At 67.2% G+C, this 14,558-nt stretch carries 14 protein-coding genes (1 of these 14 only partly in view); 4 read left to right on the top strand and 10 right to left on the bottom strand.

All coding sequences use genetic code 11. The features are described from left to right. Window positions 1-3: 3 nt before the first annotated feature. Both ggt and FQV39_RS31700 read right to left on the bottom strand, forming a co-directional pair. Window positions 4-1,698 (bottom strand): gamma-glutamyltransferase, encoded by a 1,695-nt coding sequence (ggt, locus tag FQV39_RS31705; RefSeq protein ID WP_248313534.1) that lies wholly within the window; start codon window positions 1,696-1,698, stop codon window positions 4-6. 92 nt (window positions 1,699-1,790) lie between these two features. Then, the gene (locus tag FQV39_RS31700) at window positions 1,791-2,723 is read right to left on the bottom strand and encodes a LysR substrate-binding domain-containing protein (RefSeq protein WP_149134406.1); all 933 of its coding nucleotides are present in this window, start codon (window positions 2,721-2,723) and stop codon (window positions 1,791-1,793) included. A gap of 124 nt (window positions 2,724-2,847) precedes the next feature. Between FQV39_RS31700 and FQV39_RS31695 the strand changes: the two genes are divergently transcribed. Beyond that, window positions 2,848-5,166 carry a molybdopterin guanine dinucleotide-containing S/N-oxide reductase gene (locus tag FQV39_RS31695; RefSeq protein ID WP_149134405.1) on the top strand — a complete coding sequence of 773 codons (2,319 nt, stop codon included), beginning with the start codon at window positions 2,848-2,850 and terminating at the stop codon, window positions 5,164-5,166. Then, window positions 5,163-6,371 (top strand): CaiB/BaiF CoA transferase family protein, encoded by a 1,209-nt coding sequence (locus FQV39_RS31690; protein ID WP_149134404.1) that lies wholly within the window; start codon window positions 5,163-5,165, stop codon window positions 6,369-6,371. The genes FQV39_RS31695 and FQV39_RS31690 overlap by 4 nt, the downstream gene beginning before the upstream one ends. A gap of 458 nt (window positions 6,372-6,829) precedes the next feature. On the opposite strand, the gene FQV39_RS34010 is transcribed toward FQV39_RS31690, so the two are convergent. Together FQV39_RS34010 and FQV39_RS34005 are read right to left on the bottom strand one after the other, a co-directional pair. After that, the gene (locus tag FQV39_RS34010) at window positions 6,830-7,231 is read right to left on the bottom strand and encodes a molybdopterin cofactor-binding domain-containing protein (RefSeq protein WP_248313533.1); all 402 of its coding nucleotides are present in this window, start codon (window positions 7,229-7,231) and stop codon (window positions 6,830-6,832) included. Further along, complete coding sequence (locus tag FQV39_RS34005) at window positions 7,138-7,659, bottom strand: molybdopterin-dependent oxidoreductase (protein ID WP_248313532.1); 522 nt, start codon at window positions 7,657-7,659, stop codon at window positions 7,138-7,140. Before FQV39_RS34005 ends, FQV39_RS34010 begins: the two co-directional genes overlap by 94 nt. 86 nt (window positions 7,660-7,745) lie before the next feature. Between FQV39_RS34005 and FQV39_RS31680 the strand changes: the two genes are divergently transcribed. Further along, a complete protein-coding gene (locus FQV39_RS31680) occupies window positions 7,746-7,913 on the top strand; it encodes a hypothetical protein (RefSeq protein ID WP_248313531.1) in 168 nt (55 codons plus the stop codon). On the opposite strand, the gene FQV39_RS31675 is transcribed toward FQV39_RS31680, so the two are convergent. The 6 genes from FQV39_RS31675 to FQV39_RS31650 all read right to left on the bottom strand — a co-directional run bounded on the left by FQV39_RS31675 (window position 7,858) and on the right by FQV39_RS31650 (window position 14,142). After that, window positions 7,858-8,340 carry a YHS domain-containing (seleno)protein gene (locus FQV39_RS31675; protein WP_149134403.1) on the bottom strand — a complete coding sequence of 161 codons (483 nt, stop codon included), beginning with the start codon at window positions 8,338-8,340 and terminating at the stop codon, window positions 7,858-7,860. The genes FQV39_RS31680 and FQV39_RS31675 overlap by 56 nt on opposite strands. 18 nt (window positions 8,341-8,358) lie before the next feature. After that, window positions 8,359-8,844, bottom strand: coding sequence for a hypothetical protein (locus FQV39_RS31670; RefSeq protein WP_149134402.1), 486 nt, complete (start codon window positions 8,842-8,844; stop codon window positions 8,359-8,361). Window positions 8,845-8,865: 21 nt separating this feature from the next. Then, a complete protein-coding gene (locus FQV39_RS31665) occupies window positions 8,866-10,266 on the bottom strand; it encodes a tetratricopeptide repeat protein (RefSeq protein WP_149134401.1) in 1,401 nt (466 codons plus the stop codon). A gap of 71 nt (window positions 10,267-10,337) precedes the next feature. Beyond that, on the bottom strand, window positions 10,338-11,531 hold the full coding sequence (locus FQV39_RS31660) for an OpgC family protein (protein WP_149134400.1): 1,194 nt from the start codon (window positions 11,529-11,531) through the stop codon (window positions 10,338-10,340). Continuing rightward, window positions 11,531-13,180 (bottom strand): thiamine pyrophosphate-binding protein, encoded by a 1,650-nt coding sequence (locus tag FQV39_RS31655; protein WP_149134399.1) that lies wholly within the window; start codon window positions 13,178-13,180, stop codon window positions 11,531-11,533. Before FQV39_RS31655 ends, FQV39_RS31660 begins: the two co-directional genes overlap by 1 nt. A gap of 71 nt (window positions 13,181-13,251) precedes the next feature. Next, window positions 13,252-14,142 (bottom strand): CE1 family esterase, encoded by an 891-nt coding sequence (locus tag FQV39_RS31650; protein ID WP_149134398.1) that lies wholly within the window; start codon window positions 14,140-14,142, stop codon window positions 13,252-13,254. A 135-nt stretch (window positions 14,143-14,277) separates the two neighbouring features. On the opposite strand from FQV39_RS31650, the gene FQV39_RS31645 reads away from it, so the two are divergent. Beyond that, window positions 14,278-14,558: the start of a sigma-70 family RNA polymerase sigma factor gene (locus FQV39_RS31645; protein WP_149134397.1), read on the top strand. Its footprint extends 313 nt past the window's final position; the window shows 281 of its 594 coding nt (coding positions 1-281); it begins with the start codon at window positions 14,278-14,280; its stop codon lies beyond the right edge, outside the window.

The raw sequence follows: 14,558 nt of genomic DNA, 5'->3' as shown, positions 1-14,558 counted from the left end.
GGCTCAGTAGCTGCGGCCCCGACGCGGATCGGGCCAGAACGAGGTGCCTTCGCGGGCCGCGCCGCCGCCCACGCCCATCGGCACGCCGTCGGCGCGCCAGCACGCTGCACCTTCCATCGTGCCGTCGGCGGCAAAGCCGATGATGCCCATGCCTCCAGCAACGTGATCGACGGCCGAGACGCGGTGGCCGAGTCCGGCGAGCGTCGCCCGCACGGTCTCGGGCACGCCAAGTTCGATCTCGGCCTCCTGCCCCCAGGTGAAGACGCGTGGCGCCTCGGCCGCCTCCTGCGGCGTCATGCCGTGATCGACCATGTTCAGGACGGCCTGCATGGCCGAGGCCGGGATGCGGTGCGCGCCGGGCAGGCCGAGCGCGAAGATCGGCCTGCCGTCGCGCTTGCCGATCAGCGCGGTGATGCCGCTGGTGATGCGCTTGCCGGGCTGGAGCGACAGCGCCTTTCCAGGATGCGGATCGAACAGGTACATGTAGTTGTTCGGGATGATCCCGGTGCCGGGGATCATGATGCGCGCGCCGAACAGGCTGTTGATCGTCTGCGTCGAGGTGACGATGTTGCCCTCGGCATCGGCGATGGTGACGTGCGTGGTGTTGGCCGATTCGCTCGAGAGGATGCGGGCCTCGAAGGCCTGCGCCCGGCCCGGGTCGATCTCCGGGCGCCGCAACTCGGCATAGGCCTTGGAAATCAGCCGGGCGGTGGGCACATCGACGAAATCGGGATCGGCGGTGACGGCGCGCCGGTCGGCGGCAGCGATCTTCAGCGCCTCCAACACCAGATGCAGCGTCTCGCTCGTGCCGAAGCCGAGCTGTCCGAGGTCATAGGCTTCGAGAAGATTGAGGATTTGCAGCGTCTGAACGCCGCCCGAGCAAGGTGGCGGCGGCCCGACGATCTCGACGCCGCGATAGAGCCCACGAACCGGCTCCCGCTCGATCGTCCGGTAGGCGACGAGATCCTCGAAGCGCAGGAAGGAGCCGACCTGTTCTAGATGGGTCGCGATGCGCTGACCGAGCTCACCGCCATAGACGGCATCAGGCCCCTCCTGCGCGATCTGCCGCAGCGTTCCGGCATAGTCCTTCTGGACCAGCAGATCGCCGGCTTGCAGCGGCTTGCCGCCCGGCAGGAAGACGGCTGCGATCTCGGGATCCAAGGCGAGATCGGGAGCGATTTCGGCAATGCAGGTCGCGAGATAGGGCGAGAGTTTGAAGCCGCGTTCGGCATGGCGGATCGCCGGCTCGATCAGGTCGCGCAGTGGCAGGCGGCCAAAGCGCTCGGCCGCCTCGCACCAGGCCTTGAGCGTGCCGGGCACGGCAATGGCCTTTGGCCCTACTCGGTTGGCACGGCCCCTGGCCTCCATATAGTCAGGCCATTCGTCCGAGATCGGCGTGAAGCTGTCCGGGCGTGCTGCTGCCGGCGCGGTCGACAGGCCGTCCAGAACGATCTCGCGTCCATCCGCCAGACGGATCAGGGCGGCGCCGCCGCCGAGAATGCCGACCATCATCGGCTCGACGACCGTCAGCGTGAAGAGAGCCGAGACCGCGGCATCGACCGCGTTGCCGCCAGCCGCCAGCATCTCGACGGCAGCCGCGGAGGCGAGCGGATGGTTCGTCACCGCCATGCCGCGATGCGCGGCGACTGCAGTCTTCTCGCAGATGAAGGGGCTGCCCGCCCGATCGCGCCAATCCATAGCCACGAACCCGATGCTGATGATCAGGGATTATCGGACCGGATTTTCAAATCAGTCCAATACGCAGCTGGCGCATTTTTGATAACTTTAGATTATTGATTGGCTGATAGTGCAGTCTTGCGAGCATGCGCGGCAAAGGCCCGTGCCACCGGCGAAGGCTCGTTGCGCCGATAGGCGACGGCAAGCTCGGCAAGAACCGGCTCGCCCGCGATGGGGCGGTAGCGCAAGCCGGGGACCTGGATGCTCCGCAGCGACTGCGGCACCAGGGCGACGCCGAGGCCGACGGCGACCATGCTGGCGATGGTGACGAAATCGCGCCCCTGCGGCCCGAGCCGTGGGAAGAAGCCGGCAGCGCGGCAGGCCGACGTCGTATGCTCATGAAAGCTGACACCGGCGGGGTGGCGCGGCGTGATGAAGATCTCGCCGTTGAGCGCCGAGAGCGGCACCCGCTCCTGCGTCGCCAAGGAGTGGTTCTCGGGCAGTGCCAGCATGATCTCCTCGAAGAGGATCGGCGTCGAGACGATGCCCAGCGGCAGCGGCACGGGCGGACGGATGAAGCCGACATCCAGCTTGCCCTGATCAAGCTGGTCGAGCTGCTGCGACATCTCCATCTCGGCAATGCCGAGCTCGACCTCCGGATAGGCCTTGCGGAAATCCCCGATCATGGTGGTGAGCGCGCCGGTATAGGCGGCCGAGCCGACATAGCCGATGGCGATGCGCCCGAGTTCGCCTCTGCCCGCCCGGCGCGTCACCAGCATCGCCGTCTCGGTCTGTTGCAGGGCCTTGCGCGCCTCTTCCGCAAAGAGCTCGCCAGCGAGGGTCAGCTTTACCGATCGGCGCGTCCGGTCGAAGAGCGGCGTCCCGACGATCTCCTCGAGATTCTTGATCTGCTGGCTGAGGCCCGGCTGCGCGATGCGTAAGCGCTCGGCGGCTCGGCCGTAGTTCAGCTCCTCGGCCGTCGCGAGGAAATAGCGCAGATGCCGCAATTCGAGCATCGCGCTGCTGGGGCGTCGGCCTGGCGCCATCGATCATGCCTCACATTGAGAAGTCTGAATTCTCGAAATCCACTAATCGGCATATTGGACCGATATAACCAGGCTCAGCAATATCGCCGGATCGTTTCACGCCCGCGTCCTCAGCGAGTTGCGCATGGATCTTCCTGTTTCGCCTCCGCGCGGCCTGCCTCACAGCGCCCATTGGGGCAGCTTCTTCGCCCGCCGCGATGGCGCCCGGCTCGTGCTGACGCCTCACCCCGAGGATCCCGCCCCCTCCCCGATCCTCGGCAATTTCACGGATGCTCTGGATCACAAGGCGAGAATTCGTCACCCGATGGTGCGCCGCGGCTGGCTCGAAGCAGGTCCAGGCCCACGCGAGCGGGACTTTCGGGATGATCTGGTCGCTGTCAGCTGGGACGAGGTGCTGGATCGTCTGGCATCAGAAATCGGACGCGTGCACACGAGCTTCGGTCCGCAGGCCATCTATGGCGGGTCCTATGGCTGGGCCAGCGCCGGGCGCTTCCATCACGCCCAAGGCCAGATTCATCGCTTCTTCAACCTCGCCTGTGGCGGTTATGTCCGCTCGGTCAACAGCTATAGTGCCGGGGCATCCTCGGTAATCCTGCCGCATGTGCTGGGGCCGTTCGAGAACCTGTCGCGGCGCAACGTCACCTGGGACCAGATCGCGGAGCACACCGACTTCGTGCTCGCCTTCGGCGGGATGCCGCTGAAGAATTCGATGATCGCCAGCGGCGGCATCACCCGCCACATCGAGCCGGATGCGATGTCGCGGGCGGCCAAGCGCGGCTGCGCCTTCTGGTCCGTGAGCCCGCTGCGCGACGACATGCCGGGCGAGGCCCACCCGCGCTGGCTCCCGATCCGACCCGGCACCGATGTCGCGCTGATGCTCGGCATCGCGCAGACGCTGGTCGCGGAAGATATGCATGATCGGGCGTTCCTCTCCCGATATTGCGTCGGCTTCGAGCGTTTCGCGGCTTATCTAGACGGCACCGCCGACGGCTTCGTCAAGGATGCCGAATGGGCGGCCGCAATCACCGGTATCGAGGCCGGCACGATCCGCGAGATCGCGCACAGGCTGGTCGGCGGCCGCAGCCTCATCACGGTCGCCCATGCACTACAGCGGGCGCAATATGGCGAGCAGCCGGTCTGGATGGCGGCGGTCCTCGCAGCGATGGTCGGCCAGATCGGCCTGCCGGGCGGCGGATACAACTATGCGCTCGGCGCCATGGGCCACACCGGCCGGCGGGTGAATGCCGTGCCGATCCCGACCATGCCGCAGGGCGCCAACGGGGTGAAGGACTTCATCCCTGTGGCGCGCATCGCTGACATGCTGCTCAATCGAGGATCACCGTTCGAATACAACGGGCAGAAGCTGATCTATCCCGACATCCGTCTTGTCTACTGGGCAGGCGGCAACCCCTTCCATCACCATCAGGATTTGAACCGGCTGCGGCGGGCCTTCTCGCAGGTCGACACCATAGTCTGCCAGGACAGCGCCTGGACGCCGATGGCTCGCTTTGCCGATATCGTGTTGCCAGCCACCATGTCGCTGGAACGCGACGACATCGGCGCGGCCGCGACGGACCCGCGCCTGATCGCGATGCGGCGGGCTGCCGAGCCGGTCGGCGAAGCCCGCGACGATTTTGAGATCTTCCTTGGCCTGGCGCAGCGGATGGGCTGCGAAGAGGCCTTCGCCGAAGGGCGCTCGGCCGCGCAATGGTTGGAGCATCTCTACGAACCCACCCGCGAAGCGCTCGTTTCGCAAGGCCACGCGGCGCCGTCCTTCGCGGAGTTCTGGCGGCAGGGCGAGATTCCGCTGCCATCCGCGCCGGATGACGGCGGACTGCTGCGCGCCTTCCGCGAAGATCCTGAGCGCAATGCCCTGCCGACGCCAAGCGGGCGAATCGAGATCTTCTGCGAGACGATCGCGGGCTTCCGCTATGACGACTGCCCCGGCCTTCCCACCTGGCTTCCCGCCACCGAGCAGCCGGACGAATTCGCGCCGCTGACGCTGATCGCCAACCAGCCCGCGACTCGGCTGCACAGCCAGCTCGATTTCGGCGCCTACAGCCAATCGGCCAAGCGCCATGGCCGCGAGGTCGTGCGGCTGAATCCGCAGGACGCAGTGGAGCGCGGCATCGCGGATGGCGATTTCGTGCAGATCTTTAATTTTCGTGGAGCATGCCTCGCAGCGGCCGAGATCAGCGATGGTGTTATGCCGGGCGTGGCGAACCTCTCGACAGGCGCCTGGTACGATCCGGTCGAGGACGGCAGCGACCGGCCTCTCTGCGGCCATGGCAATCCGAATGTCGTGACCCGCGACATCGGCACCTCGCGGCTGGCGCAAGGCAGTTGCGGGCAGGTGACGACGGTTCAATGCGCCCGATACGAGGGGCAAGCGCCGCCCATACGCGCCTACGATCCGCCTCGTGAAGCGAGCGAATTGTCATGAGCGGCCCGCTGACCGGCGTCCGGGTCCTCGACATGACTTCCGTGCTCATGGGCCCTTATGCGACTTCGATCCTCGGCGACATGGGCGCCGACGTCATCAAGCTCGAGTCGCCAGAGGGCGACCTCATCCGCCAGGTCGGCCCCAGCCGCAGCGGCGCGATGGGCGGCATGTTCATGCATGCCAATCGTTCCAAGCGCAGCATCGTGGTCGATCTCAAAAAGCCCGCCGGTCGGGATATCGCGCTCGCCCTCGCGCGAACTGCCGACGTTCTCGTCTACAATCTGCGGCCGCAGGCGATGGAACGGCTCGGGCTCGGCTACGAGGCCGTCGCCGGTGCCAGGAGCGACATCATCTATGTTGGCACCTTCGGCTTCGGCCAGGACGGTCCCTACGCCGCGAAGCCCGCCTATGACGATCTCGTCCAGGGCCTCTGCGCCGTACCGGCACTCATCGCCGATGCCGGCGACGGAACGCCGCGCTATGCTCCCGTCAACATCGCCGATCGCATCGTCGGCCTGCACGCGCTCGCGGCGATCTTGGCTGCTCTGCGCCATCGCGACCGCACCGGCGAGGGCCAGCGCATCGACGTCCCGATGTTCGAGACGATGGCAAGCTTCGTCCTCGGCGATCATTTCGGCGGCTTGAGCTACGAGCCGCCTCTCGACCTTGGCGGTTATGCTCGCCTCCTCGCGCCGGACCGCAGGCCCTTCCGGACCGCAGACGGCTATCTCTGCGCAGTCATCTACACGGACCGCCATTGGCAGCGCTTCATCGACATCGCCGGACGGGATGACTGGCGCGACGACCCGCGCTTCGCAAGCCATGCCAGCCGCACGCGCCATATGGCCGAGATCATGAAGAGCGTCGCGGCGATCTTTCTCACGCGCCCGACGGCTGAATGGGAACGCCTGCTCGGCGAAGCCGATATCCCGCATGCGCGGATGCACACGCTGGATTCGCTCGTCAACGATTCGCATCTGGCCGCGGTGGGTTTCTTCCCAATCTTGGAGCACCCGTCGGAAGGCTCGGTTCGGACATTGCGCGTGGCCTCGCAATGGAGCGTTAGCCAGCCCAGGCCGGAGAGAGCCGCGCCGCGTCTGGGAGAGCACAGCCGAGAAGTCCTCGCGGAAGCCGGCTACTCGGAGGCGGCGATTCAGCGGCTGGTCGAAGCCAGGGTCGTTGCATGTCCGAACGCTGGCGACTGAGAAGACAAATGGAGCACTCGCCTGCAGGCGAGCGCAGTGGCCTTTGCCTATAGCGGTCAAGGATTTTCGATGCGCGGCAAGGTCTGACGACGGGGCGTGTGTGAGCCAGCGACAACTCAACCACGGTGATGGCATTCGACAGCCGACACGGCTTGCCGAACTTGCGAGCCCAACTGTCTGCTCGGCCCTGACCCTCTGATCTCAGGCACTGCAGTAATCACTCTGTTTGGATGGGTCGGGGCTCGCATGGCAACCTCCGCTCGGCCGACCTCAGCAAGCTCACCGGGTAACATCACAGCGGCACGATGTACGCCAACACGCATCTGCCAGCATAATATGGCACCTTCTGTGGGACGTTACTGGATCTTGCCATCTAGCACTTGACCCGAACGAAAGCCTCCCCTTGGACCGGGTAAACGCTCTCAAATACCGGGGCTCGCCTCCCGAATTCGCTCCGCTCACCCTCCGAACGCTGCCCGAACGCGGGCTGGCGTACACGGCAACTGCCGCAACCTTTGACCGCTTGCGTCACGAATGGCGTTGCCAAGTGCTGCAGCTGTGGGGCCCTGCGACGCCTCTGCAACACCGAGGAAAGGCGCGCCGGGCTTGTCGATGATCGCAACTTCCAGCCGTTCCGGCACGCCTGAGAACCGAAGAATGGGATAGGACGACCAGTCGAACGACGTAATGCGCTTAGGATCGAACGTCACCTCCTCGAAGAGCGTCCAGCTCGCGGACTGAATGACGCCTCCCTCGATCTGGTTCCTCACACCGTCTGGATTGACGACCTCCCCTGTGTCGGTGGCGGCATTGACGCGTAGAATGCGAACGTCATGAAGATTTCCAGCGCGATGGCACAATATGCTTCGAGATTCTTGTATCGGGCAAACCCGAAGCCATAGCCGCCTCCTTTGGGAAGCTGCGGGCGCGTCTTCCAAGCGAAATCCGCAGCCGCCTTCTCGACCACGGCGCGCGCGCGATCGTCGAGAAGCAGACGCAGGCGCAGATCGACCGGATCCTGCCCAGAGGCATGGGCCAAGTCGTCGATGGTGCTCTCGATGGCCAAAACGTTGAGATAGCCGCCGAGGGAGCGCATCGAAGACCCGCGCAACGGCATCTCCGGCAGGAAGTGATGCACCACCTTTGCATTCGGGAAGCGGTAGAGCGGGATCGCATTGCGGTCGCCGCCCCCCTCCGGCTGCGCAAGGGCAACTGGTGGCGCCGGCGGAGCCGGGTCGCTCTTGTCGCGGGCAGCAAGCAGCGTGCCCGGCGGACCGGGCCGTATCATGTGGGACTGGCTCCAAACCTCGCTATGCCAGTCCGTGACGGCACCGTCTTGTCGCTATACACAACCACCCATCGCGTCCTTGGCGGATGGAAGACCTCGCGGACATCTGCGGTATGTCGCGCAGCGCCTTCATGGCGGCCTTTTCCGAGGGTGGTCGGAGTGACGCCAGCCGCATACTGCCCTCGCCACAAACGAATGTTATTGGATATCCTTCGTCGTTAAGCGAGGCCAGTTTCCATCGGCACGAGCAATGAACTTCCGCGTATCGCCGAGCCAGATTTCCCTCACGCCGAGGTCGTAGTTGAGGTAGAGCCTGCCATCGATGATCGACCAGGCCTCCGGCTCGATCTTGACGAGGTAGCCGCGCGAGGTGCCGTAGGCGCAAAAGCCGCCATAGGCCGGCAGGTAGCGCTCCGGATCAGCCTCGAACAGCGCCTTGTGCTCGGCGCTGGCGAAGCGCCAGGTGGCGCCGCCATGGCTGACTGAGAATTCGGGCTTGCCCGGGCGCGGACCGCCGCCGCGGAAATAGGCGACGGGGTCGTAACCGCGGATCGCGACGCCATCCGGCGAGCCGAGCGTATTGACCGGGCGGGACGTATCAGCCTCGGCCCCACCAATCGCGAAGGCCGCGACGACCAGCCCTGCCCCGGCGAGCCGGACGAAAGACCGTCGGTCGAGCATGGCCAAACCTCCCCTGCTTCAGGCCCGGCGCGCTTCGAGCGCCTCGAAGACATAGGCCGCGAGGTAGCCGTAAATCGAGTGGCCGACGAGACTCATGAAGGAGAGGCGCGGCACGTCGTTCAGCAGGAAATGCTGGCCGGCGAGCGGAGCGAAGAAAGCGAGCGCGATGAAGTAGGTGATCACGCCCCAGATCCAGCCATCCGCGGGCATGCCGAAGCTCTTTACCCAGCGCGTCAATACCCAGTAGCCGAGCGGATAGAACAGGAAGCCGGTGACGAAGTGCAGCAGTTTGGCGGTCGGGGTCGAGATCGTGAGGCCGAGCTGATGCGCGAAGAGCGACTTCACCAGCTCCGGTGGCTCCAGTGGATACTCGGCGAACCAGGCGGTCGGCACGGAGGAGAACAGCTCCCAGAAGCCCAGGCCCGCAAAGCCGCCGAGGGCAAGGTTGATCACGGTGCGGGTGGAGGGCAGCGCGAAGCCCTGAGTCATGGTCGCGGTGGTCATGGCTGTCGTCCTTTCTGCGGGTCAGTGAGCGATGGCGAGCGGGGTGGAAGCGACGGCAAGAGCGGCGAGATGCCCGGCACCGCGGCTGCGCAACTGCGCCAGCCGGCGCGCGGCAAAGAGATTGGTGCCGCCGCGCCGCGCCAGGCGCTCGTCGAGGACTTGGGCGGCACGGTCGTGCTGGCCGGCGCGGATCAGGCTCTCGGCATAGGCCTGCTCGAACAGGTCACGCTGGGCATGGCTGCCGCCGATGGTGGTGAGCCCGCCTCGGGCGGAACCGAGCAGCCGGGTGGCCTCGTCGTAGTCGCCCTCATGGAAGGCAATCAGTCCGAAGGCCGCGAGCGCGCCGTTGCGGGCGGCGTCACGCCGCTCGCCACTGGGGTGGGCCTTCGCATCCTCGATCAGGCTGCGGGCGATGGCCTCTGCCCCGTCGGCATGGCCGGCACCGAGCAGCGAGAGCGCATAGTGCAGGTCGGCGAAGACAAGGCGCCTGTCATGGATGCGCCCCTCGGCCTTCGCGGCGAGTTCCTCCCAGCGATCTCCGACATCGATGCCGGCATATTCGAGCCGGGCCAGCAGCGAGGCGCCGTTGGCGATGTCGCGGTAATCGTCGGTCGGCTCGGCCCGGATCTCCCCGTCATAGAGCCGCAGCGCCTCGCCGGTCTCGCCGCGCTCCAGCCGGAACAGGGCGAGATGCCAGAAAATATGGAAGCGCAGATTGTTGGCATGAGCGACGCTGCGGCCGTCCAGGAGCCAGGCGATGCCTTCGTCGACACGACCGGTCATCTCCAACACATGGGCGACGGCGTGGCGGCCCCAGGCGTCGCGCGGACTCAGGGCGACGGCGCGGCGGCCGGCACGCTCGGCCTCGGCGTAGAAGCCCTGCTCCTCAAGCGCGAAGGCGTGGCAGCCATGGACGAAGCCGGCGAGCGGATGGCTCTCGCCGAAGCCCGGCGCGACGCGGCGCAGGGTTGCGAGCATCTCGGCCTGATCGCCGAGCATGAAGCGCACGCCATGCGAGAGCTTGAGCGCCAGCACATCGAAGGGATGGGCGAGCAGGATCGCCTCGAGCCGCTCCGCCGCCCGGCGCGGTGCATCCTCGAGCCAGAGCGCCAAGGCTTCGATAACCATCGTCTCGCGCCGCGTCACCGGCCGCAGGAGCGCCGCCGCGCGGGCCCTGGCTAGGCAATCGCGAGCCGGGGCGACGAGTTCGGAGCGCGCCAGCGAGAGCAGCATCAGCCCCTTGGCAGCATGGGCCAGGGCGAAATCGGAGTCGGCGGCGAGCGTGCAGGCGAGATGGTCGGGCGTGGCGGCTGCATGAGCGAGCAACGCCTCGAGCGTGTCGTTCCAGGCCAGGCGCGCAATGTCGTTCGCGACGGTGATGCTGTCGCCGGAGAGGTCGTGATGATGCGTGGCGTAAGACATGGGCTGCTCCATTGCCGCGCCGTTCGAGAGGCGCTCTTCAGGGAGTTCGCGACAGGTCGATCAAGCGGCGTTCAACTCGCTTCACGGACCCGTGTTGTCGGCGTGGCCCTCGCGGCCAGCTCGTTGTGCGGCTCTGCCAGAGGCTTGCGTCCCGGCCCGGCCCAGGGCGCGCTCTTGAACCAGCCGACCACGAGCGCGGTGGCGAGGATCAGCACGAAACCAGCGAGATTCAGCAGAGCGACGATGAGCTCACTGCGCCCGGCCATATCGGCGACCGTGCCCAGCAGCCGCGCGAGCACGACGCTGGCGAGGAAGGCCGCGAGGGATTGCCGTCCGATCAGGATGAGGAGGTGGCCCGCGCCGCGGTCGAGCCGGTCCCGCCAGGGCTCGACCAGGCTGAGCATTAGATAGGCGAGCGCCAGGAAATGCAGCACGCGCAGGATGTGCAGGTCGGTCTTCTCGCTGACGGGGATGATCAGGTCACGGGCGGCCTGCGCCAGCGGCCAGTGCTCCAGGATGCCCCAGAAGGACAGCGGCACCGAAAGCAGGATGAAGAACGCCGCCGCCGCCATCAACCGCCGGTCGCCGAGCCGAGGCACCGGCAGCCACTTCATGGCGATGAAGAAGCCGGTGAAGAAGATCAGCTGCCAGGCAAAGGGATTGAGGAACCAGCCGGCGCCGTTCCAGGGATTGCCTGGCAGGTTGAGGCCTGTGATCCAAACCGCCGCATAGAGCGCTGCGGTGATCAGGAAGGGCAAGGCGGCATGAAGGCGACGCGCCAGCATCATCGCCGGCACGAGCGCCAGGATGACGAGGTACATCGGCAGGATGTCGAGATAGTCCGGCTGCCAGCTCAGGGTGGCGAGACCGAGCAGCGCGCGCTCCGGATCGGCCAGCAAGGGTGCGAATTGCCGCGCGAGCTCCGCCAGGCCGAAGAGCTGGTCCAGCGCGGCGGCGAGCGCGATCAGCGCCAGGACGAGGCCGATCTGCGCCCAGTAGACCTGCCAGATCCGGTAGGCGATGCGCGCCGTGCCCAGCCATAGCCCGTGGCGGGTAAAGACGCTGCCGAAGGCGAGAGCGCTGGCGATGCCTGAGCAGAAGACGAAGAGCTCGGCACCCGACGAAAAGCCGAAGCGCGCCGGAATCCAGGCGTTCCAGCTGTTCTCCGGCAGATGCGCAACGAAGATGATCAGCATGGTCACGCCGCGGAAGAAATCGAGCCGTTCGTCGCGCAGCCGCTTCGCCGTGGGAGGGAGTGCGGCCATCAGAAGGCTCCGTCGTAGCTTTCAGCATCAATCCGGCAGGCAAGCAGCGTGAAGCCGTCGCGCCGGAAGGCCGCCTCCGCTTCGCGCGCAAGAGTTTCACGGTCGTCGATCGTCGCACCATGCCCGCCCATCGCGCGGGCGACTCCGGTGAAATCGGTCTCTCCGATATCGACCCCGATGCGCAGCAGGCCGAGCTGGCTCTGCTTCAGCGCGATCAGCCCGAGCGCCCTGTCGACGAGTGCGACGATGATCACCGGCAAGCCGAGATCGCGCAGCGTCGCCAACTCTCCCAGCACCATTTCGAGGCCGGCGTCGCCGACGAAGCACAGTGTTGGGCGGCCGGAGCCGAGCGCGGCGCCGGTTGCCATCGGCAGGGCGCAGCCCATGGTGCACAGCCCGCTGGATTGCAGCAGACGGCGCGGCCCGTCGCAGCTCCAGATCTGGCTGAGCAGGATGCGATGCGCGCCGGAATCGGCGGTCGCAACCGTGCCAGGCGGCGCGACCTGGCGCAGGGTCTCGAAGACGGCATGCGGCCCCCATTCATCGGGAGCGGCAAAGGCGGCACGGAAGGCGCGGCGGGTCGCAGCCGGCTCGCCGCCCGGCCAAGTCGCCTTCACTGCTAACCCCTCCGACAGGCGCGTCAGGATCGTGCCGACATCGCCCTCTATGAGCTGGCTGGAATGATGCATGCCATGCGTTACCTGCTCGGCGACGATATCGATGACCCGCCTGCTTGCGGGCCAGGGGTTCCGCCAGCCCTGGCGCATCTCGATGGGATCATAGCCGGCCAGCACGATCAGGTCGGCGGCCTCCATCAAGGGGCGGACGAGCGCATCGGCCTTCGGCGAAAGGCCGATGCCGCCGATCACGCGCGGATCGTCCTCCGGCACCAGCCCCTTGGCCTTGTAGGTGGTGAGCAGCGGCGCGCCCGTGGCGGCCAGGAAACGGCCGAGCGCGGCTGCGCCGTCCTGGACGACGAGGTCGAGTCCGGCGATGACCAGCGGTCGTTGCGCCGCGGCGATCAGCGCTTGCGCGGGCCGAAGATCGGCCGGGATGGAGGGCGAGAAGAGCGGCATGGCCGGCAGGGTGCGCGGTGCCGTGGGGGCTTCCGCCACCGCGATCGGCAGGTCGATGTGGACCGGGCCGGGCCGGCCGCGCCGGGCGAGTGCGACGGCCTTCGCCGCGACGAGATCCTCGGTGCCGGGCGCTGCACGGAAACTCGCCTTGACCAGCGGGCGCAACACGGCCTGATGGTCGAAGACCTGATGGGTGTAGCTCTCGGCCAGCGCCTGGTCGACGCAGCCGGTCACGAAGATCAGCGGCACCCGGTCCTGCTGCGCGTTGGCAACGACGTTGACCGCATTGGCGACGCCGGGCCCGAGCGTCGCGACCAGCACGGGGAGCGTGCCCGTCGCATGCCAGAGCCCCTCAGCCATGAAGCCTGCGGCGTTCTCGTGCCGAGCGAGCATGAAGCGGATGCCGGCGCGCTCGAGCGCATCGACCAGCGCCAGAACTTCGCCGCCGGGGATGCCGAAAGCGTGGGTCGCGCCGGAGGCGGCCAGTCGCACGGCCAGCAGATCGGCGCCCCTCGCGAGTTCGTCCGGACCAGTCCCCGTCGGCGCGGCTGCCGATATCCGTTCATGGCGCATGATCTGTCTCCGGCTCGCCGCGTCGGTGGCGTGCAGGAGAGATCGCGCGGGAGAGCGGTTTGGTTACATGATCACGGAGACGTGAGCCCGGCCTGTCCGGCCGTTGTGGAACCCGAGCGCGGCATCGCGAGGCGCCAGGCGTGCTCAACCCAGGCCGGATCGGCCTTGTGGCCGCCGGGATGGAGGCAGAGTTCCAGCCGGGCCGAGCCGCCGCAGCCGGTCGCGACGCGGCAGGTCAAGTGATCCGGCGCGGGGTAGGCGCGGGTGGCCTCCGCCCAGGCGACGGTGCAGCCGCCCGGCGCGAGGATGGCGAGGCTCTTGAAGACGTCGCCTTGCCGGGCGCCGGAGCGCAGCGTGCGGCCGGCGAGCGGCACGGTCGTATCGCTTGTGCCATGGACATGGATCAGCGGCGGCCGGGGGGGTTCGCAGCTCACGGGGAGCGGTTCCCAAAAGGCACCGGCGATGGGAGCGAAGGCTGCGAAGCGCGTCGGCATTCGGCAGGCGAGGTACCAGACCATCGAGCCGCCTTGCGAAAAGCCGCTCGCCATGATGCGGGCCGGATCGAGGCCGAAGCGCGAGACGACATCGTCCAAGACTTGCCCGACGAAGGCGAACTCGTCGCGTTGGCGGGCGGGCGACCCGGGAAAGGACCAAGAGCGGCCGGCCCCGTCCGGTGCGATCAGCGCGACGCCGAGGCGCCGCGCGACGGCGACGAGGCCGGCATCGGCGATCGTCTCCTCGGCCGAGCCCTGATAGCCATGGAAATACATGATGGCGCCGGAGCGCGAAGTTTCGGCGCGGGGTGGTGGCAGGATGATGCGGTAACGGCCGCTCGCCACGGTGCAGCCCTCGCCGGCGGGGCAGGCATCGCCGGGTTTCGGGCGGACCGGCTCCTGCGCGCCAACCGATGCGATGACGACGAAGCCGGCCAGCGCGCCTGCGATGCGAAGTCTGGTGGCCATCGGCGATCTCCATGGCGCGCCGGAACGGCCGTGCGCTCCCGTGCGAGCGTAGCGGGGCCGGATGCGTGCTTCACCGCCCCATCGCGGGCTTGTGAGCCCGCGCGCGCCATGCGACGGAAACACTCCGAATCCCCCATGCGAAAAGCGCAAGGCGTGTCGCTGCAAGAGCACGAAACCCAGCTTCGGCCTGTCTTCCTCGCGGCCCTTGCCGGCGATGCCGCGGCCTATCGCCTGTTCCTCGAAACGATCAGCGTGCGGCTACGCGGCTATCTGCGCCAGATGCTGGCGCGTGCCGGACGCAGCGAGGCGAGCGAGGTGGAGGACGTGCTGCAGGAAACCCTGCTGGCGCTCCACCTGTCGCGCCACACCTACGACCCCGCGAGCCCGGTGACAGCCTGGGCGCATGCCATCGCGCG

It is taken from the genome of Bosea sp. F3-2 (assembly GCF_008253865.1).
Classification (GTDB): domain Bacteria; phylum Pseudomonadota; class Alphaproteobacteria; order Rhizobiales; family Beijerinckiaceae; genus Allobosea.
The sequence above is the reverse complement of the archived record's forward strand: the minus strand, read 5'-3'. Positions and strand labels throughout refer to the sequence as shown.